The sequence below is a fragment of the Kitasatospora sp. NPDC058046 genome, from assembly GCF_042885595.1.
Classification (GTDB): Bacteria; Actinomycetota; Actinomycetes; order Streptomycetales; family Streptomycetaceae; genus Kitasatospora.
Window position 1 is genome coordinate 364,167 of the sequence record NZ_JBHVRS010000002.1, and the last position, 26,513, is coordinate 390,679.

The window sequence follows — 26,513 nt, forward strand, 5'->3', positions numbered from 1 at the left end:
AGGGACCTCCATGCCCGTAGCCGCCCGTGCTCGTTGGGTCCTCGCCGTTGCGACCTCCGTGGCCCTGGTGGCCACCGGCTGCAGCAGCAGTAGCGGCGGAGGGGGCAGCGGTTCGTCGGACGCCGGCAAGTCCTTCAGCTACCAGAGCAACGAGCCGCAGAACCCGTTGCAGCCGGCCAACGCGAACGAGGTCGGCGGCGGTCGCATCATCCAGAACCTCTTCAAGGGGCTGGTCGACTACGACCCGAGCAACGCCAAGATCCGGATGCAGGTCGCCGACAAGATCGACACCAGTGACTCGCAGACCTTCGACATCACGCTGAAGGACGGCTGGAAGTTCCACGACGGCACCCCGGTGCACGCCCAGAACTTCGTCGACGCCTGGAACTGGGGCGCCAGCCCGGCCAACAACCAGATCAACAGCTCCTGGTTCTCCGACATCGAGGGCTACCAGGACGTCCACCCGACCTCCGGCCAGCCCACCGCGGACAAGATGTCCGGGCTGACCGTCACCGACGAGCTGCACTTCACCGTCAAGCTGAGCCACAAGGTCTCGTACTTCGAGTACAAGCTCGGCTACATCGCCTTCTCCCCGCTGCCCGAGGGCTTCTTCAAGGACCCGGCCGGGTACGGGCAGAAGCCGGTGGGCAACGGCCCGTACCAGTTCGTCAGCTGGTCGCACAACAACAACGTGGTGACCAAGTCCTTCCCGGACTACCAGGGCGTGGACAAGCCGAAGAACGGCGGCATCGTCTTCAAGATGTACACCACGTCCGAGGCCGCCTACGCGGACCTCCAGTCCAACAACCTGGACGTGATGGACCAGGTGCCGCCGTCCGCGCTGGCCACCTACAAGAGCGACCTCGGGGACCGGGCGGTGGACGCGCCGCAGGGCGCCATCCAGAACATCGGCTTCACGCTCTACCAGGCCGACTGGGCGTCGCCGGACAAGGCGAAGGTGCGCCAGGGCCTGTCGATGGCGATCGACCGCGCCACCATCACCAAGACGGTGCTCCAGGGCTCCCGCAAGCCCGCCACCGCCTGGGTGGCCGAGGGCGTCGAGGGCTACAAGGACGGCGCCTGCGGCGAGTTCTGCACGTTCGACGCGGCCAAGGCCAAGCAGCTGATCCAGGAGGGCGGCGGCGTCCCCGGCAACAAGCTGCTGATCACCTACAACGCGGACGGCGGCCACAAGGAGTGGGTCGACGCGGTCTGCAACTCGATCCGGCAGAACACCGGGGTCGACTGCCTGGGCGACCCGAAGCCCGACTTCAAGACCGCGCGGGCCGCGATCACCGGGCACACCCTCAACGGCGCCTTCCGCACCGGCTGGGTGCAGGACTACCCGTTGAACGCCAACTTCCTGGCCGACGTCTACCGCACCGGTGCCGCGTCCAACGACTTCGGCTACAGCAACCCGCAGTTCGACGACGCGGCCACCAGGGCCGACGAGGCCGCCAGCGTCGCCGACACGGTGACCGGCTACCAGCAGGCCGAGGCCGTGCTGCCGAGCGGGATGCCCGCCATCCCGCTCTGGTACTACCGCACCAACTCGGGCTACTCGACCAAGGTGCAGAACGTGAAGTTCGACTCCTTCGGCAACCCGGCCTGGACCCAGGTCGAGGTCAAGGGCTGAGCCCCGAGCCCTCGCGCCGGCCCCGCCCTCCCCGCACGGAGGGCGGGGCGCGGTCTCTCGGCCGACCGGTCCGGTCGGCCGGGCACCCAGTCGGACACCTAGGAAGGAGGCTCGGATGGGCAGTTACGTGCTGCGTCGGGTGCTGCAGATGATCCCGGTGTTCTTCGGCACCACGCTGCTGATCTTCCTGATGGTCTACACGCTGCCCGGCGACCCGGTGGCGGCGCTGTTCGGGGAGAAGGCCGCCGACCCGGCCGTGGTCGCCAGCATCAAGCACACGTACTACCTGGACCAGCCGCTCTGGAAGCAGTACCTGCACTACATGGGGAACCTCTTCCAGGGGGACTTCGGCACCAGCTTCACCGGCCGTCCGGTCACCGACATCATGGCGGACGCCTTCCCGGTCACCATCCGGCTCGCCCTGATGGCCTTCGTCTTCGAGATGATCGCGGGCCTGGCCCTCGGCCTGGTCTCCGGCCTGCGGCGCGGCAGCGTCGCGGACACCCTGGTGCTGGTCTTCACCCTGGTGGTGATCTCGATCCCGGTCTTCGTGCTGGCCTACATCGCCCAGACGGTGTTCGCCACCAACCTGGGCTGGGTCACCCCGACGGTGCAGGACAGCTACGACCTGACCCAACTGGTGCTGCCGGCCGTCGTCCTGGGCTCGCTCTCGCTCGCGTACGTGGCCCGGCTCACCCGGACGTCGATCGGCGAGAACCTGCGGGCCGACTACATGCGCACCGCGGTCGCCAAGGGCCTGCCCCGGCGCACCATCATCTCCCGCCACCTGCTGCGCAACTCGCTGATCCCGGTGATCACCTTCCTCGGCACCGACCTCGGCGCGCTGATGGGCGGGGCGATCGTCACCGAGGGCGTCTTCAACGTGCAGGGCATCGGCAACGTCCTGTACCGGGCGGTCAACCAGAAGGAGGGCCCCACCGTGGTCGGCATCGTGACCGTCCTGGTGATCATCTACCTGGTCGCCAGCCTGCTCGTCGACCTGCTCTACGCGGTCCTGGACCCGAGGATCCGCTATGCCTGACATCCACGACGAGGACTCGTACGAGCCGCACCCCAAGCCCGGGGTCTCGCGCCTCGACTACGCGGGCGAGCAGGGCATGGCGGTCGAGCAGGAGACGTTAGTCGAACCGGACGTGGTGAAGCGGGAGGAGGCCCGCAGCCTGTGGGCCGACGCCTGGCGGGACCTGCGCCGGCGGCCGATCTTCCTGATCTCGGCGGTGCTGATCGTGCTGCTGGTGGTGATGGCGGTCTTCCCCTGGGCGTTCACCTCCGCGGACCCGCGCAAGGCCGACCTGGTGAACGACTACCTCAGGCGGCCGAACTGGGGCGACGTCTTCGGGGCCGGCTGGTTCGGGTACGACGCCCAGGGCCGGTCCATCTACGCCCGGGTGGTGTACGGCGCCCGCGCCTCGATCACCGTCGGCATCTTCGTGACCGCCGCCGTCACCCTGCTCGGCGGGCTGACCGGGATGGTGGCCGGCTTCTTCGGCGGCTGGGTCGACGCGCTGCTCTCCCGGATCACCGACATCTTCTTCGGCATCCCGCTGCTGCTCGGCGCGCTGGTGCTGCTGAACGCCTTCGCCACCCGCACGGTGTGGAGCGTGGTCATCGCGCTGGGCGTGCTCGGCTGGACCCAGATCGCCCGCGTGATGCGCGGGGCGGTGCTGACCGTCAAGCAGGCCGACTACGTGGTGGCCGGCCGGGCGCTCGGCGCCGGGACGGGCCGGCTGATGTTCCGGCACATCCTGCCGAACGCGATCGCCCCGGTGATCGTGGTGGCGACGATCGCGCTCGGCGGTTACATCGCCACCGAGGCGACGCTCAGCTTCCTCGGCATCGGTCTGCAGGACCCGACCATCTCCTGGGGCATCGACATCTCCTCCGCCCAGAAGGTGATCCGGACGGCGCCGTACGTGCTGTTCTTCCCGGCCGCGGCGCTCTCGATCACCGTGCTGGCCTTCATCATGCTGGGCGACGCGGTGCGCGACGCCCTCGATCCGAAGCTTCGCTGAGCGAGGGGAGCGCATCGTGAGTACAGCGGTGGACACCACCGGGCACGAGCGGAAGGCGCCGTACCAGGGGCCGCTGCTCGACGTCCGGGACCTGCACGTCGAGTTCGCCACCCGGGACGGGGTCGCCAAGGCGGTGAACGGGGTGAGCTACTCCGTCGCGGCGGGGGAGACGCTGGCGGTGCTGGGGGAGTCCGGCTCGGGCAAGTCGGTGACGGCGCAGGCGGTCATGGGCATCCTGGACATGCCGCCGGCCCGGATCCCGCGCGGCGAGATCCTCTACCGGGGCCAGGACATGCTCAGGATGGGCAAGGAGGAGCGGCGCAGAATCCGCGGTCAGAAGATCGCGATGATCTTCCAGGACGCGCTGTCGGCGCTGAACCCGGTGCTCAGCGTGGGCTACCAGCTCGGCGAGATGTTCCGGGCGCACCGGGGGGTGTCCCGCAAGGAGGCGCGGGACAAGGCCGTCGAGCTGATGGACCGGGTGCGCATCCCGGCCGCCAAGGAGCGGGTGAACGACTATCCGCACCAGTTCTCCGGGGGCATGCGGCAGCGGATCATGATCGCGATGGCGCTGGCGCTGGAGCCGGACCTGATCATCGCGGACGAGCCGACCACGGCGCTGGACGTGACGGTGCAGGCGCAGGTGATGGACCTGCTCGCCGAGCTGCAGGCCGAGTACAACATGGGGCTCATCCTGATCACCCACGACCTCGGTGTGGTCGCGGACGTCGCGGACAAGATCGCGGTGATGTACGCGGGCCGGATCGTGGAGACCGCCCCGGTGCACGAGCTGTACGCCCGGCCCGCGCACCCGTACACCCGGGGCCTGCTGGACTCGATCCCCCGGCTCGACCAGAAGGGCCAGGAGCTCTACGCGATCAAGGGCCTGCCGCCCAACCTGCTGCACATCCCCCCGGGCTGCGCCTTCAACCCGCGCTGCCCGCGCGCCCAGGACGTCTGCCGGGCCGAGGTGCCGGAGCTGTTCCCGGTCGCCGAGGAGGACGGGACGCCGTTGGAGGGGCGCGGCAGCGCCTGCTTCTTCTGGAAGGAGACCCTCCATGACCGTTAACGGGTCCAGCGCACTGGGCGCGGTGGTGCCGGAGGAGGTCGCCCTCGCGCGGGAGGTGCCGCGCGGCGAGCCGATCCTCGAAGTCCGGGACCTGGTCAAGCACTTCCCGCTCACCAAGGGCATCATCCTCCGGCGGCAGGTCGGGGCGGTGAAGGCGGTCGACGGGGTCACCTTCGACCTGATGCACGGTGAGACGCTCGGGATCGTCGGCGAGTCCGGCTGTGGGAAGTCCACGCTGGCCAAGGTGCTGATGAACCTGGAGCCGGCTACCTCGGGATCGGTCCGCTACAAGGGGGAGGAGATCTCCCGGCTCTCCGGGGCGGGGCTGAAGGCCGTCCGGCGGAACATCCAGATGGTGTTCCAGGACCCGTACACCTCGCTCAACCCGCGCATGACGGTCGGCGACATCATCGGCGAACCGTTCGAGATCCACCCCGAGGTGGCGCCCAAGGGGGACCGCCGCAAGGCCGTCCAGGACCTGCTGGACGTGGTCGGGCTCAACCCCGAGTACATCAACCGCTACCCGCACCAGTTCTCCGGCGGGCAGCGCCAACGCATCGGCATCGCCCGGGGGTTGGCGCTCAAGCCGGAGGTCATCATCTGCGACGAGCCGGTCTCCGCGCTGGACGTCTCGGTGCAGGCGCAGGTGATCAACCTGCTGGAGCAGCTGCAGGGCGACTTCAACCTGTCGTACATGTTCATCGCGCACGACCTCTCCATCGTCCGGCACATCTCCGACCGGGTCGGGGTGATGTACCTGGGGAAGATGGTCGAGATCGGCAGCGACGCGGAGATCTACGACCACGCCACCCACCCGTACACCCAGGCGCTGCTCTCGGCGGTGCCGGTGCCGGACCCGACGGCGCGGGAAACGCGGGACCGGATCGTGCTCACCGGCGACGTGCCCTCGCCGGCCAACCCGCCGTCCGGCTGCCGCTTCCGCACCCGCTGCTGGAAGGCGCAGCAGCGGTGCGAGGTCGAGGAGCCGCTGCTGGTCGCGCCGTCCTGGCTGGGCGACGCGGCGCGGCACGACTCGGCGTGCCACTTCGCCGCGGAGCGGGGCGTCGAGCGGGAGTCCGGCTGACACCGGCCCCTTACCAGGGCGCGTCCTCGCAGGTGGAGGCGCGCCCTTTCCCGTGACGGAAAAGAGATCTGCCGCGGGCTCGCCAAGTACCCTCCCTTCCCTGATAGTTGCTCTGCGCCCAGCGGTGGGTGCCGCGGTGCTGAGGAGGGCGGCTCTGATGGACGCGGTGGAGGTGATCGGCGGTGGCCGGGGGAGCGTGGAGCCCGGGACGCCGCTGCTGGAGGTCGACGACCTGCACGTGGAGTTCCACACCCGGGACGGGGTCGCCAAGGCGGTGAACGGGGTGAGCTACTCCGTCGCGGCGGGGGAGACGCTGGCGGTGCTGGGGGAGTCCGGCTCGGGCAAGTCGGTGACGGCTCAGGCGGTCATGGGCATCCTGGACATGCCGCCGGGGCGGATCACCGCGGGGCGGATCCTGTTCCGCGGCGAGGACCTGCTGACCATGGGCACGGCCGCCCGGCGGTCCATCCGGGGCGGGCACATCGCGATGATCTTCCAGGACGCGCTGTCGGCGCTGAACCCGGTGCTCAGCGTGGGCTACCAGCTCGGCGAGATGTTCCGGGCGCACCGGGGGGTGTCCCGCAAGGAGGCGAAGGAGAAGGCCGTCGAGCTGATGGACCGGGTGCGCATCCCGGCCGCCAGGCAGCGCGTCGGGGACTTCCCGCACCAGTTCTCCGGCGGGATGCGGCAGCGGATCATGATCGCGATGGCGTTGGCGCTGGAGCCGGACCTGATCATCGCGGACGAGCCGACCACGGCGCTGGACGTGACGGTGCAGGCCCAGGTGATGGACCTGCTCGCCGACTTGCAGGCCGAGTACAACATGGGACTGATCCTGATCACCCACGACCTGGGCGTGGTCGCCGACGTCGCGGACAAGATCGCCGTGATGTACGCGGGCCGGATCGTGGAGACCGCCCCGGTGCACGAGCTGTACGCCCGGCCCGCGCACCCGTACACCCGGGGCCTGCTGGACTCGATCCCCCGGCTCGACCAGAAGGGCCAGAACCTGCACGCCATCAAGGGCCTGCCGCCGAGCCTGCTGGGCCTGCCGGAGGGCTGCGCCTTCAACCCGCGCTGCGACCGGGCGCAGGACCGCTGCCGCACCGAACTCCCGGCGCTGACGCCGGTCACCAGCGAGTACGGGACGGAGCTGGCGGGCCGCCGCAGCGCCTGCCACTACTGGCGCGAGACGCTGCACGGCTGAGTCCGTCCACCCGCTACTTCACGAAGCCGACGTTCTCCCAGACGATGTCGGACAGGCCCTGCGCGCCGATGTTGGCGAGGTCGGCGCGGGCCCCGTACAGCTGCGGGCGCTGGTAGAGCGGCAGGACGCCGGCCACCTTCCAGAGCTCGCCGTCGGCCTGGTTGATCGCCTCGGAGGCGGTGCCCGCGTCGGCCGCGGCGGCGGCCCGGTCGAGCGCGGCGTCCACCGCCGGGCTGCCCGCGCCGACGTGGTTGGTGCCGCCGCTCTGGACGAAGTTGGCGCGGTTGCCGCTGGCCGGGAAGGGGGTGCCGATCAGCGAGTAGGCGGCGATGTCGAAGTCGTCGCGGTTGACGTACCGGTCGAAGAACTCGTTGGCGGGGGCGGTCACCGTGGTCACCTTGATGCCGACGTCCTTGAGCATGGCGGTGGCGTTGGCGGCCTCGCTCTGGGCCGGGGTGACGCCGGCCGGGACGACCATCCGCAGGTTCAGCTCGCGGCCGTCCTTCTTCCGTACGTCGCCGTCCAGCTTCCAGCCGGCCGCGTCCAGCTTGCGGGCGGCCTCGGCGGGGTCGTAGCGGGCCAGGCCCAGGGAGTTGTCGCGGTAGCCGTTCTGGTTGGTGACCAGCAGGTGGTTGTTGAGCGGGACGGCGGGCCAGTCCAGGCCGTTGAGGTCGGCGCGGATCACCACGTCCCGGTTGATCGCCTGGAAGACGGCCTGGCGCACGGTCGCGTCGCTGAGCGCCGGGGTGCGGGCGTTCAGGGTGAGCTGGCGGAAGTCCGGGCCGCCGGCCCGGCGCACCACGGCGCCCTTGGTGTTCCTGATGACCTGGTAACCGGCCACGTCCGGGCCGTTGTTGACGAGGTCGATCCGGCCCTGGGCGAAGGCGGCGGGCATCGCGTCGGGCAGCATCGCGTGGAAGACGATCCGGTCCAGCACGGGCTTGTCGCCCCACCAGGAGGGGTCGGCGACCAGCGTGACGGTCTGGGTGGCGCGGTCCAGCTGTTCGACCTTGAACGGGCCGGCGCTGACCGGGAACCCGTCCAGGTAGGAGCTGTTGAACAGCTCCGGGGTGGAGACCCTACTGGCCGGCAGCAGCGGGGCGTTGCCGGCGCTGTTGAACATCGACTGCCACTCGGAGAACGGGCGGTCGAAGGTCATCACGGCCTGGTAGTCGTCCTTGCCGCGCTCGACCGCCGAGACCAGCTCGAAGCCGGTGCTGCTGGAGGCCTTGTAGGCCGGGTCCTTCCCGTTCAGGGCGCGCCAGTTGGCCTCGATGTCGCGCCAGGTGATCGGGGTGCCGTCGGACCAGTGGGCCTTCGGGTTGAGCGTCCAGGTGACCACCTGCCGGCCGTCCCTGAGCTCGGCGTGCGCCTCCTGCAGGTAGGCGGGGTTGGGCGTCTGGGTGCCGGCGGCGTCCGAGCGGAAGAAGGTCGGCAGCAGCGGCTTGCTGACCATGACGGTCGAGGACTCGCTGCCGTCGGCGTGGATCGGCGACCACTGGCGGGAGAACTGGGCGATCGCCAGGTTCAGGGTGCCGCCCTGGCGCAGTCGGGCCCGGTCGTGCGGGTTGATGTCGATCGCGGTCAGCTTGGGCGCTGTGGTGCCGGAGGGCAGCGCGTCGCCGCCGCCCTGGCCGGCGGTGCAGGAGCAGAGCGCCAGCGAGAGCGTGAGGGCGGTGAGACCGGCGAGCAGGGCCGTCCCGTGGCGCTGGAGGCGGCGGTGCATCGGCGTGCTCCCGGGGTGGATGTGGCGGATGGTGTGGCGTCACATCTTGCTGACCGGGAGGGGGCGTTGTCGAGGGGCGGGCCCGGATGCGGGCCCGCCCCCTGTGGGCGCGGGTTCGTCGGGAGCGGACGCGCCCGACCGTGCGGGTGTCCGACCGTGGACGGGTCAGACCACGAACTTGAAGGTGCGGTCCTTGTCGCCGGTCTTGTCGAACACCGAGGTGATGCCGTCCGCGACGTCCTGCGGGGTGATCGCGGCGACCTGGCCGTTCTTCTTGACCTTCACCTTGTCGAACGCGGTGCCCAGCTGGGCGGCGAGCGCGTCGAGGTCCCACTTGGGCACGATCTTGCCGGAGGCGTCCGGGACGAGCGTGAGCGCCTTGGCCGCGGTCTTGGGGCCGAAGTCCCAGGTCTTCGCGCCGGCCACGACGTGCACCTTGCCCGCGGCGATCTGCTTGCCGAGGCTGTCGGCGGCGGCCTGGAGGGCCTGGGTGGAGATCTTCGGCTGGGCGGCCGTGACGGCGAGGGCGATCGGCTGGTCGGGCTTGCCGTCGGCGCGGTCGCGGTAGGCCTGCTCGATCGCCTCCAGGGCGCTCGCCGACTCCACCGCCTGCCCGGCCCGGCCGGGCACGACGATCGGCTCGCCGTTGACGTCGCCGAACTTGATGTAGCCCTCCTGGAGGCCCTGGCCGGAGCCGGCCGCGAGGGTGTCCAGGGCGGCCCGGAGCTTGGCCTTGTCGACCTTGACCTCCGGGGCGACGGCCTTGGTGCCGCCCTGGAGCGACTTGATGACGTCGACCGGGTTGTAGCTGTGCTGGGCCAGGCCGTCCACGGTGGCGGTGGTGTCGAAGCTCAGCCCGGCGACCGCTGGGTCGAGGTCCACGGCCTGGTCGCCGATCTTCAGCTTGAGCGGCTGCTGGCCGGCCTTGCCGACCGACTCGTCCAGCTGGTGGATCGCCTGGTCGCGGCTGCTGCCGCCGATCTCGGCGCCGAGCACCACGGTGCCCTTGGGGACGTCGGACTGGTTGAGCATCAGGCCGGTGCCGTACGCGGCCGCGCCGAGGAACAGCACCGCGACGCCGCCGTAGACGCCCAGCTTGACCAGCTTCTTGCCGGCTCCGCCGCGCTTGGCCTTGGCGGGGGCGGCGGGCTCGGCCTTCGCCTTGGCGGGGGCCGGAGCGGGGGCGCCCTTGGCGTCCTTGGTGCCCTTTCCACCCTTGCCGCCCTTGCCCTTGCCGCCCTTGGTGTCCGTGGCGGCCTCGGGCCGGGGGCCGGGGGCCGGGGCCGGCAGCGGGGTGACCGCGGTGGCCTCCGGGTCGCCGGGCTGCGGGGCGCCGCCGGGAGCGCCCGGGAAGAGGGCGCCGGGGCCCGCCGGGGTGGCGGGGGCGTCCTGGCCGGGAGCGGTCGGGCGCTGGGCCGCGAACGGGTCGGTGCCGGTCGGTGCCGAGGCGAACAGGCCCGGCTGCGGACGGCCGTCGGCGCCGTGCGGGGCGCCGTTCCGGGGCAGGCCGGGTATCGCGGCGGGCGGCGGGGTGGTGTCGCGGATCGGCGCGAAGCCGTCGACCGAGGTGTCCTCCGGGCCCGGCTCGCCGGCCGGTCCGGCCTGCGGGTGCGGTGCGGGGGCCGGGTGGCCGTTCGCCTGGAAGTCGTTGCGCGGACCGGACTGGCGCGGGCCGCCCGCCCGGTCGTCGAGCTGCTGCCCGCCCGGCTGCTGACGGTTCCGCTGGCCGCCGCCCCGCCGGGGGAGGCCGCCCTGCTGGCCGGCGTCGGGGACGGAGGTGCCGAACGGGTCGGCGACCGGTGCGCCGAACGGGTCGGCGGTCGGCGCGAACGGGTCGGCGACCGGGGCGAAGGGATCGGCGACCGGCGTGAAGGGGGCGGCGGCCTCGTACACGCCGGGCTCCTCCACCGGGGCCTCGGCCTGGAACGGCGCGGCGGGCGCGGCCGGGCGCGGCTGCTTGCCCTGGGCGGGCACCGGGCGGCCGTTCGGGGCGCCGTTGGAGCGGGCGGCCTGGCCTGCGGCCGGGTGGGCACCCTGAGGGCGCGGCTCGGCGACGGCGCCCGGCACGGCCAGGGCCTCCGCCGCTCCGGCGGCACCGGCCGGCACGGCCTCGGGCACGGCGGCCGGGGCGGGCTCGGCGACCGGGGCCTTCTTCTGACGCGGCCGGAACCAGGCGCCGGTGGACTCCGACTCGGAGGTGGCCGGCGGGATCGGCGGGATCTGCCACTCCGGCGGCAGGTTCGGCGGGGCGGCCTGGCGGCCGCCGTCCTCCATCACACCGAGGACGGGCGAGGTCGGCGCGGACCGGTGCCGCGGGCCGCCCGGTTCGGCGGCGGCCGCCGCCGGGGCGTCATCGCCGGGGCCGTCCTCGTTCTTGACGGCGCTGCGGACGACGACCGGCGGGATCGGACGCGAGCCGGGGATGTTGATCCGGACCCGGGTGGTCAGGGTGGTCTCGGTCTTCGGACCGTCGTCCTCGCCGCCCGACGCGGCGCCCGGTCCGGCGTCCGCCCGGTCGCCGCCGGGGAGCCCCGGTGTGCCGTAGGGCGGGGTGCCCGACGGGTAGGCGTCCGGACCCGTGCGCCGGGGCGTCGGGTGGGCGTTGTCAGATTCGCGGCTGCTCAATGCTGCTCTGCTCCGGGTTCGCGGGCGGGCCGTGCGGCGCGACCGCGGTTCGTGGTCGCCGGGCCTTGACGGGGGCGGGCGGCGGTCGGGTACGGCGTTCTGCGGGACCACCATACTGGGAAGAACAGAGCGGCGAACGGCTTCGGACAGATCCTGATACGTCCGGTTCCTCCGGTATGAGAGTAAGGCCGTACGCTCCTGACTGCGCGTCGTACGCGGTACGGTACGCCGTGCACGACCGGGGTCAGCGCGGGGGGCCGGGCACCCCGGGGAACCAGCTGGTGCGGGTGGGCAGGGTGGCGCAGATCACGCCCAGCACCGAGCCGGCGAACAGCCAGGCCAGCGAGGTGGCGTTGGACCACAGCACGTTGTCGCCCTCGGGCCGGGGCACCATCAGCAGCAGCATCGCCAGGAACCAGCCGGCCGCGGGCGCGCCCGCGCCGAGCCGGGTGCCGGTGACCCGCAGGCCGGCGTAGAAGGTGGCCGCGGTCGCGGCGAGCGCCAACAGGACCCCCACCGGCGGCCACAGGGCCTGCACAAAGGATCCGCAGACCGACACCGCGACGCCCAGCAGGAAGAACAGGGCGTAGGCGGCGATCCGGGCGGCGCGCGGGGGCTGGGGCTCGGCCAGCCGCTCCTCGCGGGTGCCGAGCACGGCGGCGGCGAGCGGGCGGCGGGTCGGCCGGGCGGCGGGCTTGCTCATCGGGTGCCCTCCTCGGCGGGCGCGGCGTCGGGCGCGAGGCCGGCGAACAGGTCGTCCTCCGGCTCGCCCGGCCCGGCCTGGCCGCGCACCAACTGGTAGTACTCGGTGGTGAACAGCGGCTGGGCCAGGTCGTTGGAGAGCGCGAAGAAGGCGCCGTCCACGGTGATCTGGGTGGCGTGGGCGGTCATCGCGGCGGTCTTGCGCCCCGCCTGCGCGGCGCCGTCCAGCACGGTGGTGACCACCTCGTCGTCGACCACGCCGGGGACGTCGGCGGGCTGCGCGACACCCGGGAAGGACGCCTTGGCGGCGGCCTCGGCGAGCCCGGCCTCGATCACCGAGCGGGGCATCCGGTTCCAGTACACCTTGGCGATCCGCCAGGCCGGGCCCAGCTCCGGCCGGTGCGCCGGGTCGGCGGCCAGCTCGTACGCGCGCATCGCGACCCGGTGCGCCTGGATGTGGTCCGGGTGCCCGTAGCCGCCGTCCGGGTCGTACGTGACCAGCACCTGCGGGCGCACCTCGCGGACCACCGCGACCAGGTGGCCGGCCGCCTCGTCGACGTCCGCCTGCCAGAAGCAGCCGGGCACGTCGTTCTCGGGCACGCCCATCATCCCGGAGTCGCGGTAGCGCCCCGGGCCGCCGAGGAAGCGGAAGTCGGACACGCCGAGGGCGCTCATCGCCTCGGTCAGCTCGCCGATCCGGTACGCGCCGAGGGTGTCGTCCCGATCGGCCGTCAGGTGGGCCAGCTCCGGGGGGATCACCTCGCCGCCCTCGCCGAGGGTGCAGGTCACCAGCGTGACCCGGGCGCCCTCGGCGGCGTACCGGGCCATGGTGGCCCCGTTGCCGATCGACTCGTCGTCGGGGTGCGCGTGGACCAGGAGGAGGCGGCGGCCGGTAGTCGCGGTCATGGGAGGAAGCCTAACCACCGGCCGGTGGGGGTTAGAGCCTCAGGCCGTTGATCATTCCGGCGAGGTTGCTGGTGACCTGGCTGATCGACGGGGCGATCGAGCTGGAGGCCAGGTAGAAGCCGAGCAGCGCGCAGACGATCGCGTGCGCCAGCTTCAGGCCGGACCGGCGGATCAGGATCACCACGATGACCAGCATCAGCACGGCGGCGGAGATGTTCATGGCCATGTCGGCTCACACCCCTTCTCGGGCACGCCGCCTCCGGGGAGGCGGCGAGGGACGGTGCGGGACTGGGGGCTGCGGGCGACCGCGGTCCGGGACGGGGCCGGACGGCCGCTCGCGCGACAAGTCATACCCGATGGGTAAGGGTGGCATTACCCTCGGTGAGGCCACGCGCGCCGGGGCATCGTGGCATCCGAGGGGCGCATGGGCCGGTCGGAGGCGGTTTGGACCCCTTTGGGGCGTACTTGCCGACGATGCTCCGAACGAGTGATCAGTGCACGCCCGGGGGTGGTGGTCCGGCGTCATAAGGTCTGGTGCCATGACCTCCCACACCCCTGCCGACACCTTCCCACGGCAGTACGCGCGGACCCTGCGCTACACCGTCGGCGCGCCCCGCTCCTTCTCCGTCGCGCCCGACGGCTCGCGGGTCGTCTTCCTCCGCTCCGGCTCGGGCCGCGACCGGGCCAACCTGCTCTGGACCCTCGACACCGCCACCGGCGAGGAGCGGGTCGCCGCCGACCCGGCCGCGCTGCTCGGCGGCGACGGGGAGGACCTGTCGCCGGCCGAGAAGGCCCGCCGCGAGCGCAGCCGCGAGGGCTCGGCCGGCATCGTCGGCTACGCCCTGGACGCGTCCGGCGCGCTGGCCGCCTTCGCCCTCTCCGGCCGACTGTTCACCGCCGACCTCGGCACCGGCGCCACCGCCGAACTGCCCGCCGAGGGGCCGCTGTTGGACCCGCGCCCGTCGCCTGACGGCGCCCACGTCGCGTACGCCAACGCCGCCGGCGAGCTGCGGCTGACCCGCACCGACGGCGGCGGCGACCGGGTGCTCGCCGAGCCGGACGGCCCGAACGTCACCTGGGGCCAGGCCGAGTTCATCGCCCAGGAGGAGATGGACCGCGACCGCGGCTTCTGGTGGTCCCCGGACAGCGACCGGCTGCTGGTCGAGCGCGCCGACGACAGCCCGGTGCGCCGCTGGTGGATCGCCGACCCGGCGAACCCGGACCGCGAGCCCGCCGAGGTCGCCTACCCGGCGGCCGGCGGCGCCAACGCCGAGGTCGGGCTCTGGCTGCTCGACCTGTACGGCGGGCGCACCGAGGTGGTCTGGGACCGCGAGGCCTACCCGTACCTGGGCCGGGTGCACTGGTCGAAGGGCGGCGTGCCGCTGCTCCTGGTCCAGACCCGCGACCAGCGCGGCCAGCGGATCCTCGGCCTGGACACGGCCACCGGCACCACCGAGGTGCTGCACGAGGAGAAGGACGGCGCCTGGCTGGAGCTGTTCCAGGGCGCACCGGCCTGGACCCCGGACGGCAAGCTGGTCCGGATCTCCGACGAGGGGGGAGTGCGGGCGCTGGTGATCGGCGACCGTGCCGTGACCGGGGCCGACCTGCACGTCCGCTCGGTCGTCGCGGTCACCGAGCGGGAGGTGTTCTTCAGCGCCGCCGGCGGCGCCGAGGAGACCGACCCCGAGCCGGGCTGGATCGGCGTCGGCCGGATCAGCCACGACGGCACGCGGCTGGGCTGGGAGTCCGCCAACGGCCGGCCGTTCACCTCCGTCACCAGCGCGGTGCACGGCGGCGGGATCACCGTCCGGGCCACCGCCGAGCCCGACCTGCCCGGCACCCTGGTCACCGTCGCCCGGGACCTGCCCGAGGGCCTGGCGGTCGACGACGTCGCCACCATCGCCTCGTACGCCGAGACCCCGGCCATCACCGCCCGCCCGGTCTTCCGCTTCGCCGGCGAGCGCCGCATCCCGTCCGCCGTCTTCCTGCCCACCGGCTACGACCGCGAGCGGGACGGCCTGCTGCCCGTCCTGATGGACCCGTACGGCGGCCCGCACGGCCAGCGCGTCCTCCAGGCGCACAACCCGCACCTCAACTCGCAGTGGTTCGCCGACCAGGGCTTCGCGGTGGTGGTCGCCGACGGGCGCGGCACCCCCGGGCGCGGGCCGGCCTGGGAGAAGTCGATCGCCTTCGACTTCGCCGGGGCCACCCTGGACGACCAGGTGGAGGCGCTGCGGGCGCTCGCCGAGGAGTTCCCGCTGGACCTCGACCGGGTCGCCGTCCGCGGCTGGTCGTACGGCGGCTACCTCTCCGCGCTCGCCGTGCTGCGCCGCCCGGACGTCTTCCACGCGGCGGTGGCCGGGGCGCCGGTGACCGACTGGGAGCTGTACGACACCCACTACACCGAGCGCTACCTGGGCGACCCGGCCGAGCGGCCCGAGGTGTACGCCGCCAACTCGCTGAGCGGGTACGCGGCCGGGCTGGAGCGCCCGCTGATGATCATCCACGGGCTGGCGGACGACAACGTGGTGGCCGCGCACACCCTGCGGCTGTCTTCGGCGCTGCTCGCCGCCGGGCGTCCGCACACCGTGCTGCCGCTGTCCGGCGTCACCCACATGACCCCGCAGGAGGAGGTCGCGGAGAACCTGCTGCTGCTCCAGGTCGACTTCGTGAAGCGCTCGCTGGGCGTGTGACACCCGTCTGACCAGCGCTTTCGGCGGCCGGTGCCCCTGACGGGGGTACCGGCCGCCGGCATGACATCCGTCATGCCGAAGGCACGACGGCGGACACTGCCGCCGCCACCCGCCCGCGCGGGACTCTGAGGTGGTGCGAACAGCACCGGTCGTGACACCACGAGCGTGACACCAGCAGGGAAGAGGAGCCGGGCAATGGTTACCGAGGTGGCCGCCTTCCGCGGCGTGGGCAAGAGCTACGGGCGGGTGCGCGCCGTGGACGGACTGGACCTCGTGCTCCGACCGGGCGAGACCGTCGCCCTGCTCGGGCCGAACGGCGCCGGGAAGTCCACCAGCCTGGACCTGCTGCTCGGCCTGCGCGAGCCCGACCGGGGCAGCGTGACCCTGTTCGGCGGCGCCCCGCGGGCCGCGATCGAGGACGGCCGGGTCGGCGCGATGCTGCAGAGCGGCGGGCTGATGTCCGACGTCAAGGTGCGCGAGCTGGTGCAGCTCGCCTGTGACGTGCACCCGCGCGGCCGGTCGGTCACGGAGGTGCTGACCGACGCCGGGATCACCGAGTTCGCGGAGCGCCGGGTCGACAAGCTGTCCGGCGGCCAGGAGCAGCGGGTCCGCTTCGCCCTGGCCATCGCGGGCGACAACGACCTGATCGTGCTGGACGAGCCCACCACCGGCATGGACGTCAGCGTGCGGCAGTCGTTCTGGGCGAGCATGCGCGCCCAGGCCGACGCCGGGCGCACGGTGCTGTTCGCCACCCACTACCTGGAGGAGGCCGACTCGATCGCCGACCGCGTCCTGGTACTGCACCGCGGCCGGCTGATCGCCGACGGCAGCTCGGCGGAGATCAAGGCACGGGCCGGCGCCCGCCGGATCGCCTTCGAACTCCACGACGCGGACGGCGGGTTCGAGGAGTCCGTGCTGCGCACCCTGCCCGGCGTGCAGTCGCTGGACGTCACCGCGCGGGTCCCGGGGGTGCGGACGGTGCGGATCCGGACCGCGGACGCCGACGCCACCGCGGCCGGGATCTACCGGGCGGGGCTGTACCCGCGCGGGCTGGAGGTGGCCGGCGTGGGCCTGGAGCAGGCCTTCCTGACCATCACCGGCGAACTGGACCGCCAGGACGGCGCCCGGCGCGCCGACGAGCAGAGCACCGACGAGCCGAGCGCCGACAAGGAGAGCGTGCGATGACCACCCTGATCAAGCTGGAGATCCTGCGGACCCTGCGCAACCGGCGCTACCTGCTCTTCACCATCGCCTACCCGGCGCTGATGTACTTCTTCTTCATCAACGCCTACGGCTCCACCCAGCTGGCCGGCGGCCTGCCGGTGAAGACCTACTTCATGGTCTCGATGGCCACCTTCGGCGCCGTCGGCGCGGTGCTGACCGGCAGCGCGCAGCGGATCTCGCTGGAGCGCAAGAGCGGCTGGGTGCGCCAGCTGCGGCTGACCGCGCTGCCCGGCCGGGCGTACACCGTCGGCAAGATCGCGGCGACCGCGGTCACCACGCTGCCGGCGATCCTGGTGGTCTTCGCGGTCGGCGCGAGCCAGGGGGTCTCGCTGACCGTGCCGCAGTGGGCCGGACTGACGGCCGCGCTCTGGCTGGGCAGCTTCGTCTTCGCCGCGCTCGGGGTGGCGCTCGGGTACGCGGCCGCGCCGGACGCGGTGCAGCCGATCGTGATGATCACCTACATGGCGATGGCCCTGCTCGGCGGCACCTGGTTCCCGGTGAGCGGCTCGCTGGAGAAGTTCGCCCGGTTCAACCCGGTGTACCTGTACAACCAACTGGCCGGCTTCACCCGGCCCGGGCACTCCCTGGACACCGTCGCGGTCGCCGGGCTGGCCGGCTTCCTCGTGGTGTTCGCCGCCGCCGCGGCGGCGCTGTACCGCCGCGACACCCGCCAGGCATGATGACCGGCATGAGTGACGCGCGCCGGACCCACCGCACCGACGAACCGCCGGAGGCGGGAGCGGCGCGCGCCTCCTTCATGAACGTGCCCGGCTCCCCGGTGGAGACCAGGCGGCAGCTGCTGGTCAAGGTCGCCTGGATGCTGCTGTGGATGCTCTACCTGGCCTACCCGGCCGGCGACCTGCTGAGCGGCGCCCACACCACGGCCGGGACGGTGCTCGGCTGGTGCTGCCTGGCCGGGTTCGTGGGCGCCTACGTGCTGCTGGTGATCTTCCGCTCGCAGGCCGGGATGCGGCCGCGGGCCTGCCTGGCGATCGTCACGACGATGGTCGCGCTGGCCGTCGCCACCTCGGTCGTCCTCGGCTCCGCCTTCCTGACGCTGTTCATCTACGCCTCGGTGTGCGTCGCCATCATCACGCCGGCCCGGTACGCGCTGCGGGTGCTGATCGCCATGGCCGTGCTCACCGCCGTGGTCGGGGCGGCGATCGGGGCGGGCAACGACAACATCACCACCTTCGCGCTCAGCGCCTTCCTCTCCGGCGTCGCGATGACCGGGCTGCAGCGGCTGGTCGCCACCATGAAGGAGCTGCGCGAGGCCCGGGCCGCCGTCGCGCACCTGGCCGCCTCCGAGGAGCGGCTGCGGATGGCCCGCGACCTGCACGACCTGCTCGGGCACTCGCTGTCGCTGATCACCCTGAAGAGCGAGCTGGCCGGGCGGTTCATGGACGCGGGCAAGGACGAGGCGGCGCGGGCGCAGGTCGCCGACATCGAGCAGGTCGCCCGGCAGTCGCTGATCGACGTCCGGGAGGCGGTGACCGGCTTCCGCCGGCCGACCCTGCCGGTCGAACTGGCCGCCGCCCGTACCGCGCTGGCCGCCGCGCAGGTCCGGCTGGAGGCCGCGCCGGAGCTGGTGGACGCCTGGCCGTCGCTGGCCGAGGAGGAGACGGGCGCGCTGGCCTGGGCGCTGCGCGAGGCCGTGACCAACGTCGTCCGGCACGGCGAGGGCGCCACCGTCTGCACGGTCACGGCGGACGAGAGCTGGGAGGCGAGCGGCGAGCGCTACGCCGTCCTGGAGATCGTCGACAACGGGCGCGGGCCGGGCAAGTCCCAGCCGGGCAACGGGCTGTCCGGGCTGGAGGAGCGGCTGGCGCTGGTCGGCGGGCGGCTGGAGACCGGGCCGGGGGAGCGCGGGCGGGGCTTCCGGCTGCGGGCCTCGGTGCCGCTGCGGACGGCGCCCACTGCGGCGCCGGCGCCCGTGTCGAAGCCTCTTTAGGGCTGCCGCGCAGGCCGTCAGGCCGGGGGGAGCTCCAGGACGAAGCGGGCGCCGCGCGGGGCGTGGGCGACCCGCAGGGTGCCGCCGTGCCGCGTGGCGATGTCCGCGGCGATGGCCAGGCCCAGGCCGCTGCCGCCGGAGTCCCGGCTGCGGGCCTCGTCGAGCCGGGTGAACGGCTCGAAGATCCGCTCGCGGTCCTCCGGCGGCACGCCCGGGCCGTCGTCCCGGACCTCCAGGACGCAGCCGTGCGCGGTCCGCCGCGCGGACAGCACCACCTCGGCGGACGCGTGCCGCCGGGCGTTGTCCAGCAGGTTGCGCACCAGCCGGTGCAGCCGGATGCGGCTGCCGCGCACCGGCACCGCCTCGGGCGCGTCCACCCGCAGGGCGAGCCGGGCGCCGAGGCCGGGGCGGTACTGGTCGGCGAGCTCGCGCAGCACGGCGGACAGGTCGACGGTGGTGAGCCGGCCGGCCGTCGCCGGGTGCGCGCCCCGGGCCAGGAACAGCAGGTCCTCGGTGAGCTGCTGGAGCCGCTCGACCGAGGTGAGCGCCTCCCGGGTGGTGGCCGGCCAGTCGGTGCGGTCGGGATGCGCCAGCGACACCTCCAGATTGGTGCGCAGCGCGGCGATCGGGCTGCGCAGCTCGTGCGAGGCGTCCGCGACGAAGCGCTGCTGCTGCACGGCCGAGCGCTCCAGCCGGTCCAGGGTGGCGTTGGTGGTCCGGGCCATCCGGGTGAGCTCGTCGCCGGCGGGCGGCACCGGGACGCGGCGGTCCAGCCGGTGCTCGCCGATCTCGGCCAGTTCGGCGCGGATCGCCTCCACCGGGCGCAGCGCCCGGCTGGTCGCCGCCCAGGCCGTCAGCGCGACCAGCAGCGCGGCGGCCGGCACGCCCACCTGCAGCACCGGGTCGATGGTGTGCAGCGAGGCCTCGGCGGCGAACGGGGTGGCCAGCACGTACACCGTGAACGGGCCGACCACCGGCTTGACCGGCTGGCCGTTCTCGTCGTTCTGCCGCAGCAGCGGGCTCCAGCTGCCCAGCGCGGTGAAGGTGCGCCCCGAGTAGCGGTTGGCGGCGGCCTCCCCGGCCGGGCCGATGGCGACCCGCTGGACCGACTGCCAGTCGTCCGGCGCGAGCTTCGGTACGGCGGCGGGCGGGTCCCCGGCCAGGTGCTGGGTGGTCAGCGGGCCGCCCATGGTCAGCACCCGGCCGTCGCTGTCCAGCACGAGGTACGGCAGCCGCCCGTAGTCCGCGAGCTGCTGGCCGTGCTTGTAGCCGCTGCTGATCTCGCGGGCCTGGGCCTGGGCGTCCGCCTCGGCCGCCTCCAGCTGGGCGTCGTACATGTGGCCGCGCAGCCACCAGGCGCCGACGCCGAGCAGCAGCAGCGCGGCCAGGCCGGCCGCCAGCGAGGTGCGCAGCCGGGTGGAGAGCCTGCCGGGCACCGGTCAGGCCTCCAGCCGGTAGCCGACGCCGCGCACGGTGGTGATCGAACGGACGCCGAACGGCGCGTCCACCTTGCGGCGCAGCATGCTGACGTACACCTCGACGATGGACTCCTCGCCGTCGAAGGCGATGTCCCACACCTCGTCGACGATCCGGCGCTTGGACAGCACCTCGCCGGGGTGCTCGGCCAGGCAGCGCAGGACGGCGAACTCCCGCTCGGTGAGGGTGATCTCGGCGCCGCCCCGGCCGCAGCGGCGGCCCGCCGGGTCCAGCCACAGGTCCCCGACCCGCAGCAGCGGGCCCGGCGTCTGGCTGCGGCGGATCAGCGCGCGTAGCCGGGCCAGGAAGACCAGGTAGGAGAACGGCTTGGTGAGGTAGTCGTCGGCGCCGGTGTCCAGGCCCTCGGCCTCGTCGTACTCGCCGTCCTTGGCGGTCAGCATCAGGATCGGGGTGGTGACGCCGTCGGCGCGCAGTGCCTCGCACACCTTGTAGCCGTTCAGGCCGGGCAGCATGATGTCGAGCACGATCGCCCGGTAGGCGTGCCGCTGGGCCAGCCGCAGGCCGGTGAGGCCGTCCGGGGCGAGGTCGACGGTGTAGCCCTCGACCTCCAGGCCGCGCCGTACGGCCGCCGCGACCTGGGCGTCGTCCTCCACCACCAGAATCTCCATGCGGATCAGGATGCCACCGGCGCCGGATCCGTTCCTTAAGCCGTCTTCAGCTTTCTCAGCCCCGCTTCAGGGGCGCGGGTGCATGCTCTCGCCGTTTCCGCCGATCAGTTCGAGTCGGTGCCTGACACGGGAGGTGCCGGCGGATGACCGTACTGGAGGGTCCTCCGTTGCCCCGCCCTCCGCTGCCCGGTCCGCCGCGGCCCGCCCGGCACCGGCGGCCGCGCCGCACGCCGCCGCCCAGCCTGGTGATGGCGGCCGGGACGGTGGTCTCCCGGGCCACCGGCTTCGTCCGCTCGGCACTGCTGGTGGCGGTCCTCGGCTCGGGGCTGCTCGCGGACGGGTACAACGTGGCCAACACGGTGCCCAACCTGCTGTTCGTGCTGCTGATCGGCGGCGCCCTGAACACCGCGCTGGTGCCCCACCTGGTGCGTGCCGCCAAGGAGTCGGCGGACGGCGGGGCGGCGCACGTCGACCGGCTGGTGACGGTGCTGGTGGTCACCCTGCTGGTGCTGACGGCGGTGGTGGTGCCGGGCGCGCCGTACCTCGTGCGGGCCTACACCGCTTACGGCGGTGCGCAGTTGGACCGGACGGTGCTGCTGGCGTACCTGTGCCTGCCGCAGGTGTTCTTCTACGGGCTGTTCACGGTGCTCGGCCAACTCCTCAACGCCCGGCAGCGGTTCGCGCCGATGGCCTGGGCGCCGGTGCTCAACAACCTGGTGGTGATCGGGGTGTTCGCCGGGTACCTCGGCCAACGGTCCTTCTCCACGGCCGACGTGACCGTGCTCGGGGCCGGCACCACGGCCGGGGTGGTGGCGCAGAGCCTGGTGCTGCTGCCCTGCCTGCGGGCCGCCGGGGTGCGGCCCCGGCCGCGCTGGGACTGGCGGCAGGCCGGGCTCGGCGAGCCGCTGCGGGCCGCCGGGTGGACGCTGCTGCTGGTGCTCGGCGACCAGGTGGGCTACTGGGTGGTGACCCGGCTGTCGACCTCCGTCGGCTCGCGGGCCGCCGAGGCCGGGCTGCCGGGCGTCGGGTACACCGCGTACAGCAGCGCGTACCTGCTGTGGATCGTGCCGCACGGGGTGGTCACGGTGTCGGTGGTGACGGCGGTCGTCCCCGCGCTCACCGCCGCCGCCGACTCCCCGCGGGCCGTCCGCGCGCTGCTCGCCCGCACCGTCCGCACCATCGCGGTGGTCACCGTCCCGGCGGCCTGCGCGTTCGCGGTCCTCGCACCGCAGCTGTGCGCGCTCGCCTTCGGGCACGGGAGCACCGGCGCCGACGACGTACGGGCCATCGCCGGGATGCTGACCGCCTTCGCGCCCGGCCTGGTCCTGTACTCCGCCGGCTACGCGCTGACCCGCGTCTTCTACGCGCTCGGCGACAGCCGTACGCCCTTCCTGCTCAACCTGCTGCCGGTCGCCGCCACGGCGCTGGGGGCGGTGCTCTGCCACCGGCTGCTGCCGCTGCGCTGGGCCGTCACCGGGATGGCCGGCTGCTACGGGGCGTCGTTCCTGCTCACCTGCGCGGCCGCCGCCCTGCTGCTGCGCCGGCGGCTCGGGCCGCTGCGGGTCCTGGGAGCCCACGGGAAGCCGCTGCTGGCGGCCCTGCCGGCCGCCGCGGGCGCCTGGTGGGCCACCCGGTACGGCCTCCTGCCGGCCGCCGCCGCCCTCGCCGTCGGCTACCTCCTGCTCGCCCACCTCCTCCGGATCGAAGAACTGTCCGTCCTCACCACACGATTGCGCAGGCGCCCATGACCCTCCTCCCCAGCGACGTCGCCCGGGTCCTCGACTTCCTCCTCCCCGAGGGCCACCCCCTGCGCGCCCAGGTCCCGCACCTGCGCGTCGAGTCCCGCTGCCGGTGCGGCTGCAGCACCGCCCTGTTCGCCGGCGTCCAGGACGGCGCCCGCTCGGAGGTGGTCGCCGAGGCGGCGATCGGCTCCGACGGCGAGATCCTGCTCTTCGCCGAGGACGGCCGGCTCTCCTGGCTGGAGGTCTGCTCCTGGACCGACCCCAAGCTCACCCTCGTCGACGCCGCCCGCTACCTCGGCGGGGAACCCGGGCGGCCGGAGTGAGCGTCGTACCGGGCATGCCCACCGTTCTCATCCTCGGCTTCGACCCGCACACCGTCCCCGGCGTGGACGGAGACGCGGTGCGGGCCCTCCTCGACGCCGAACTCGCCCGCTTCACCGAGCACGGCATCGACGCCGCCGTGACCCTGGTCGCCCCCGACGACACCGCCGAACCCGCCGTCGTGGCGGCCCTCGCCGGGCGCCGCTGGGACGTCGTCGTCATCGGCGGCGGCATCCGCAAGCCCGAACCGGCGCTGCCGTTCTTCGAGGCGGTCGTCAACCTGGTCCGCCGTCACGCCCCGCAGGCGGCCGTCGCCTTCAACACCAGCCCCGCCGACAGCGTCGAGGCCGCCCGCCGCTGGCTGCCGTAGCGGGACGCCGGCCCGGCCTTCAGCCCGCGCTCAGCCGAGGTCGCCCAGGGGGCGGCGGTAGGCGAGGGCGGGGCGGTCGGCGAAGAGGAACCGGTGGCTGAGCGCGAAGCCGTTGCGGGCGAGGACGGCCTGGGAGGCGGGGTTGTCGACGGTGGTGACGGCGGTCAGGACGGTCAGCCCGTAGGCGGTGGCCGCGAGGCGGCAGGCCTCGGCGACGGCGGCCTTCGCGACGCCGCGGCCGGCGGCCGACTCGGCGATCCGGTAGCCGAGTTCGGCGCTGCCGTCGGCGAGGTCGACGAGGTTGGCGCGGCCGACCAGCCCGCCGGCCGCGTCGAGCACCACGTGGAACCGGCAGGTGCCCTCGGCCTGTTCGGCGAGGAGGGCGGCGTGGCGGTCCGCGAAGCCGGCGAAGTAGGCGTCGCCGCGGTCCGGGATGCTGCGGGCGAAGTACGCGCGGTTGGCGCGTTCGAAGGCCAGCAGGGCCTCGGCGTGGTCGGGGCGCAGGGGTTCCAGGGTGATCATCGCGCCAGTCTGGCCCGCAGCGCCCCGGTGAACCACCGGAATACCCCGGTGAGGCTCTCCGGGACGGGCCAGCCGTTGATCACCGCCAGCAGCTGCCAGTAGCGCTCGGCGCGCGGGTCGTCGGCGGTCTCCAGGCGGTCGAGCAACCAGCGCCGCAACCCGGCGTCGTCGGGGCGGCCGAAGGTCTCGGCGTAGGCGGCGGTGAGGGCGTCGAGGACGGGGTCGGCCGCGGGGGAGGCGGGGTCGGTGCCGGCGGCCAGCGCCGCACCGACCAGGGACCGTACGGTCTCGGTGAGCGCGTGGTGCAGCCCGCCGCGGTCGCCCTCGGCCCGTTCGGCGGCCTGCTGTTCGGCCATCTGCCGGACGGCCGCGCGGAAGTCCGGGTCCTGGACGAGTTCGCCGAGTTCGACCCAGGCCTCGACCTGCTCCGCCCTTGGCTCGTCCGGCAGTTCGGGCATGGCGGAGCGCATCATGGCGACGAACTCCGGGTTGGCGTCCAGGCCGCCGAAGGCCTCGTCGACGAAGTCCTGGACCAGGCGCCGGCGTTCGGCGTCGGAGAGTTTGGCGAGCTTGTGCATGAGTCCCATCTCCTCGGGTGTGGAAGCGCGTTGGGCGACGGCGAGCAGCACCGCCCGGCGCAGCCGGAGGGTGCGGATCTGCACCTCCAGCGCCTCGGCGTGTGCGGCGGCCACCTCGTGCAGCGGGGCCTCCCGTTCCAGCACCCGGCGGATCGCGGGCAGGTCGAGCCCGAGTTCGCGCAGGGTGCGGACGAGGTCCAGCCGGGCGAGGGCGTGCACGTCGTACAGCCGGTAGCCGGCGGCGCTGCGCCCGGTGGGCGGGACGAGGCCGGTGTCGGCGTAGAACCGGATGGTCTTGACGGTGAGTCCGGTGCGCCGGGCGAGGTCGCCGATCGGGTAGAGCGTTTCGCTGCCGTCCATGGGGACCACTCTGGACTCTCCCCTTACCGGAGACGCAAGCCCGCGGCCCTCTAAGGTCGTGGCCATGAACGACACTGACAGCGGGGCCTCGATCCGCGTGCTGCTCGCCGAGGACCAGGGGATGGTCCGGGAGGCGCTGGCCGCGCTGCTCGGGCTGGAGGGGGACATCGACGTCGTCGCGCAGGTCGGCCGCGGGGACGAGGTGGTGGCGGCGGTGCTCGCGAACGACGTGCAGGTCGCCGTGCTGGACATCGAGATGCCGGGGATGACGGGCATCGAGGCGGCCGCCGAGCTGCGCGACCGGGCGCCCCGGACCAAGGTGGTCATCGCGACGACCTTCGGCCGGCCCGGCTACCTGCGCCGGGCGATGGAGTCGGGCGCGGACGCGTTCCTGGTGAAGGACGCGCCGGCCGCCGAGCTGGCGGAGGCGATCCGCCGGGTGCTGCGCGGCGAGCGGGTGATCGACCCGGTGCTGGCCGCCGCCGCGCTGGCCGAGGGCGCCAACCCGCTGACCCCGCGCGAGCGGGACGTGCTGGGCGCGGCCGCCGACGGCGCGGTGAACGCGGACATCGCCCGGCGGCTGCACCTCTCCGAGGGGACGGTGCGCAACTACCTGTCGATGGCGATCCAGAAGACCGAGGCCCGCAACCGCACCGAGGCGGTCCGGATCGCCCGGGAGAAGGGCTGGCTGTAGGGCCCGTCTTCAAGCCCCCGGCGTCGGTCCGCAGACGGGGGTCAGTTGAGCCGGTGCCGGGCCGCCCGGGCCTCCTGCCGGACCTTGGCGGCGGTGTCCGGGTCGAAGGCGTCGAGGATCTGCGCGTAGGCGTCCATCTCCGCCGAGCCGCCGAGGAAGTCCCCGGTGCGGACGAGGAGTTCGGCCCGTTCCAGGCGCAGCTGGGCGGGGTGCCGGGGCAGCAGCAGGGCGAGTTCGGTGGCCCAGAGCTGGGTGCGGGCGTGCTCGGGGCGGTCGGCGGCCCAGAGCCGGATGTTGCCGAGCACCCGCAGCACGACCTCCAGCGGCTGGGCCGGGGTGAGCAGGGCGGGGGTGAACTCCGCCCCGGCGGCGGCGACCAGTCGTTCGACGTCCGCCGGGTCGAGCAGCCGCCCGCCGTGGAACGGGTCGGCCAGGACGTAGTCCTCGCCGCCGGCCGGGCCGCCCACCGCGACGATGAAGTGGCCGGGCAGCGCGATGCCGTGGACGGTCAGCCCGGCCCGCCGGCCGACCGCCATCCACACCAGGGAGAGCGTGATCGGCAGCCCGCGCCGGCGCCGCAGCACGTCGGGCAGCAGCGAGGACTCCAGCCGCCGGTAGTCCGACTGCCGCCCGTGGAAGCGCTCCCGCCCGCCGAGCACCGCGGCGAGCAGGGCGGCGGTCTCCTCCGGCCCGGTGGGCGCCCGCTCGGCGACGGCCGTCCGGACCGCCGCCGCGTGCCGCTCGAACGCGGCCTCGCAGGCGGCGAGCAGCGCGTCCACGCCCGGCGGTTCGCCGGGGTCGCCGGGGTCGGGCACCATGCCGTGCTCGGCGGCGGCGAGCAGGCACAGCAGCACCGGGTCGGGCTGCTCGGCGCGGGCGGCGGTCCGGAAGCGGTCTCTGCTCTGCTCGGTCACGGTGACGGCGACGGCTTTCGTACGGCGGACGGACAAGGCGGCGGACGGACG

The 26,513-nt window shown here is 73.5% G+C and carries 24 protein-coding genes; 14 read left to right on the forward strand and 10 right to left on the reverse strand.

Translation table 11 applies throughout. The annotated features are described in order from the left end of the window. The first annotated feature begins 10 nt into the window (after window positions 1-10). The 6 genes from ACFVU7_RS05845 to ACFVU7_RS05870 all read left to right on the forward strand — a co-directional run bounded on the left by ACFVU7_RS05845 (window position 11) and on the right by ACFVU7_RS05870 (window position 7,029). On the forward strand, window positions 11-1,636 hold the full coding sequence (locus ACFVU7_RS05845) for an ABC transporter substrate-binding protein (protein ID WP_049654867.1): 1,626 nt from the start codon (window positions 11-13) through the stop codon (window positions 1,634-1,636). Between the two features lie 115 nt (window positions 1,637-1,751). Continuing rightward, on the forward strand, window positions 1,752-2,678 hold the full coding sequence (locus tag ACFVU7_RS05850; RefSeq protein WP_049654864.1) for an ABC transporter permease: 927 nt from the start codon (window positions 1,752-1,754) through the stop codon (window positions 2,676-2,678). Between the two features lie 76 nt (window positions 2,679-2,754). Continuing rightward, window positions 2,755-3,669, forward strand: a complete 915-nt coding sequence (locus ACFVU7_RS05855) for an ABC transporter permease (RefSeq protein ID WP_074001556.1) — start codon at window positions 2,755-2,757, stop codon at window positions 3,667-3,669. Between the two features lie 16 nt (window positions 3,670-3,685). Then, entirely contained in the window at window positions 3,686-4,738 is a 1,053-nt protein-coding gene (locus tag ACFVU7_RS05860; protein WP_388044478.1) for an ABC transporter ATP-binding protein, read from the forward strand. Next, window positions 4,728-5,822 carry an ABC transporter ATP-binding protein gene (locus tag ACFVU7_RS05865; protein ID WP_074001356.1) on the forward strand — a complete coding sequence of 365 codons (1,095 nt, stop codon included), beginning with the start codon at window positions 4,728-4,730 and terminating at the stop codon, window positions 5,820-5,822. Before ACFVU7_RS05860 ends, ACFVU7_RS05865 begins: the two co-directional genes overlap by 11 nt. A 157-nt stretch (window positions 5,823-5,979) precedes the next feature. Continuing rightward, on the forward strand, window positions 5,980-7,029 hold the full coding sequence (locus tag ACFVU7_RS05870; RefSeq protein WP_388044479.1) for an ABC transporter ATP-binding protein: 1,050 nt from the start codon (window positions 5,980-5,982) through the stop codon (window positions 7,027-7,029). A 13-nt stretch (window positions 7,030-7,042) separates the two neighbouring features. On the opposite strand, the gene ACFVU7_RS05875 is transcribed toward ACFVU7_RS05870, so the two are convergent. The 5 genes from ACFVU7_RS05875 to ACFVU7_RS05895 form a co-directional block, all read right to left on the reverse strand. Next, a complete protein-coding gene (locus tag ACFVU7_RS05875) occupies window positions 7,043-8,755 on the reverse strand; it encodes an ABC transporter family substrate-binding protein (RefSeq protein WP_117489416.1) in 1,713 nt (570 codons plus the stop codon). A 165-nt stretch (window positions 8,756-8,920) separates the two neighbouring features. Beyond that, window positions 8,921-11,380 (reverse strand): peptidoglycan binding domain-containing protein, encoded by a 2,460-nt coding sequence (locus tag ACFVU7_RS05880; RefSeq protein WP_388044480.1) that lies wholly within the window; start codon window positions 11,378-11,380, stop codon window positions 8,921-8,923. 244 nt (window positions 11,381-11,624) lie between these two features. Further along, window positions 11,625-12,083, reverse strand: coding sequence for a DUF6113 family protein (locus tag ACFVU7_RS05885; RefSeq protein ID WP_220450057.1), 459 nt, complete (start codon window positions 12,081-12,083; stop codon window positions 11,625-11,627). Then, window positions 12,080-12,988, reverse strand: coding sequence for an N-acetyl-1-D-myo-inositol-2-amino-2-deoxy-alpha-D-glucopyranoside deacetylase (mshB, locus tag ACFVU7_RS05890; protein ID WP_380741176.1), 909 nt, complete (start codon window positions 12,986-12,988; stop codon window positions 12,080-12,082). The genes ACFVU7_RS05885 and mshB overlap by 4 nt, the downstream gene beginning before the upstream one ends. A gap of 31 nt (window positions 12,989-13,019) precedes the next feature. Continuing rightward, window positions 13,020-13,214 (reverse strand): DUF2304 family protein, encoded by a 195-nt coding sequence (locus ACFVU7_RS05895; RefSeq protein ID WP_049658010.1) that lies wholly within the window; start codon window positions 13,212-13,214, stop codon window positions 13,020-13,022. A 313-nt stretch (window positions 13,215-13,527) separates the two neighbouring features. Between ACFVU7_RS05895 and ACFVU7_RS05900 the strand changes: the two genes are divergently transcribed. From ACFVU7_RS05900 to ACFVU7_RS05915, 4 genes are all read left to right on the forward strand, one after another. Continuing rightward, entirely contained in the window at window positions 13,528-15,681 is a 2,154-nt protein-coding gene (locus ACFVU7_RS05900; RefSeq protein WP_388044481.1) for a prolyl oligopeptidase family serine peptidase, read from the forward strand. A gap of 195 nt (window positions 15,682-15,876) precedes the next feature. Continuing rightward, window positions 15,877-16,866 (forward strand): ABC transporter ATP-binding protein, encoded by a 990-nt coding sequence (locus ACFVU7_RS05905; protein ID WP_380741174.1) that lies wholly within the window; start codon window positions 15,877-15,879, stop codon window positions 16,864-16,866. Then, window positions 16,863-17,585 (forward strand): ABC transporter permease, encoded by a 723-nt coding sequence (locus ACFVU7_RS05910; RefSeq protein ID WP_049658004.1) that lies wholly within the window; start codon window positions 16,863-16,865, stop codon window positions 17,583-17,585. Before ACFVU7_RS05905 ends, ACFVU7_RS05910 begins: the two co-directional genes overlap by 4 nt. Before the next feature lie 8 nt (window positions 17,586-17,593). Then, entirely contained in the window at window positions 17,594-18,856 is a 1,263-nt protein-coding gene (locus ACFVU7_RS05915) for a sensor histidine kinase (protein WP_380741173.1), read from the forward strand. A gap of 17 nt (window positions 18,857-18,873) precedes the next feature. Here the strand turns inward: ACFVU7_RS05915 and ACFVU7_RS05920 are convergent, their stop codons facing one another. After that, window positions 18,874-20,292: a cell wall metabolism sensor histidine kinase WalK gene (locus ACFVU7_RS05920; protein ID WP_117489424.1), complete on the reverse strand. Its 1,419-nt coding sequence runs from the start codon at window positions 20,290-20,292 to the stop codon at window positions 18,874-18,876. A gap of 3 nt (window positions 20,293-20,295) precedes the next feature. Continuing rightward, window positions 20,296-20,961, reverse strand: a complete 666-nt coding sequence (locus ACFVU7_RS05925; RefSeq protein WP_049657347.1) for a response regulator transcription factor — start codon at window positions 20,959-20,961, stop codon at window positions 20,296-20,298. A gap of 143 nt (window positions 20,962-21,104) precedes the next feature. Between ACFVU7_RS05925 and murJ the strand changes: the two genes are divergently transcribed. Genes murJ through ACFVU7_RS05940 form a run of 3 tightly spaced genes read left to right on the forward strand, consistent with a single transcriptional unit; the run spans window position 21,105 to window position 23,394 of the window. Next, window positions 21,105-22,709: a murein biosynthesis integral membrane protein MurJ gene (murJ, locus tag ACFVU7_RS05930; protein ID WP_387821820.1), complete on the forward strand. Its 1,605-nt coding sequence runs from the start codon at window positions 21,105-21,107 to the stop codon at window positions 22,707-22,709. Next, the gene (locus ACFVU7_RS05935) at window positions 22,706-23,026 is read left to right on the forward strand and encodes a hypothetical protein (protein ID WP_049657348.1); all 321 of its coding nucleotides are present in this window, start codon (window positions 22,706-22,708) and stop codon (window positions 23,024-23,026) included. Before murJ ends, ACFVU7_RS05935 begins: the two co-directional genes overlap by 4 nt. 14 nt (window positions 23,027-23,040) lie before the next feature. Then, window positions 23,041-23,394, forward strand: coding sequence for a hypothetical protein (locus tag ACFVU7_RS05940; protein ID WP_117489428.1), 354 nt, complete (start codon window positions 23,041-23,043; stop codon window positions 23,392-23,394). Window positions 23,395-23,424: 30 nt separating this feature from the next. Here ACFVU7_RS05940 and ACFVU7_RS05945 read toward each other — a convergent pair whose 3' ends face one another. Next, complete coding sequence (locus tag ACFVU7_RS05945) at window positions 23,425-23,916, reverse strand: GNAT family N-acetyltransferase (protein ID WP_388044482.1); 492 nt, start codon at window positions 23,914-23,916, stop codon at window positions 23,425-23,427. Then, entirely contained in the window at window positions 23,913-24,854 is a 942-nt protein-coding gene (locus ACFVU7_RS05950) for a MerR family transcriptional regulator (RefSeq protein ID WP_388044483.1), read from the reverse strand. Before ACFVU7_RS05950 ends, ACFVU7_RS05945 begins: the two co-directional genes overlap by 4 nt. Before the next feature lie 64 nt (window positions 24,855-24,918). On the opposite strand from ACFVU7_RS05950, the gene ACFVU7_RS05955 reads away from it, so the two are divergent. Then, window positions 24,919-25,548, forward strand: a complete 630-nt coding sequence (locus ACFVU7_RS05955) for a response regulator transcription factor (protein ID WP_074001368.1) — start codon at window positions 24,919-24,921, stop codon at window positions 25,546-25,548. 41 nt (window positions 25,549-25,589) lie between these two features. Here ACFVU7_RS05955 and ACFVU7_RS05960 read toward each other — a convergent pair whose 3' ends face one another. Then, window positions 25,590-26,462 (reverse strand): transglutaminase family protein, encoded by an 873-nt coding sequence (locus ACFVU7_RS05960; RefSeq protein WP_388044484.1) that lies wholly within the window; start codon window positions 26,460-26,462, stop codon window positions 25,590-25,592. Between the last annotated feature and the right edge of the window lie 51 nt (window positions 26,463-26,513).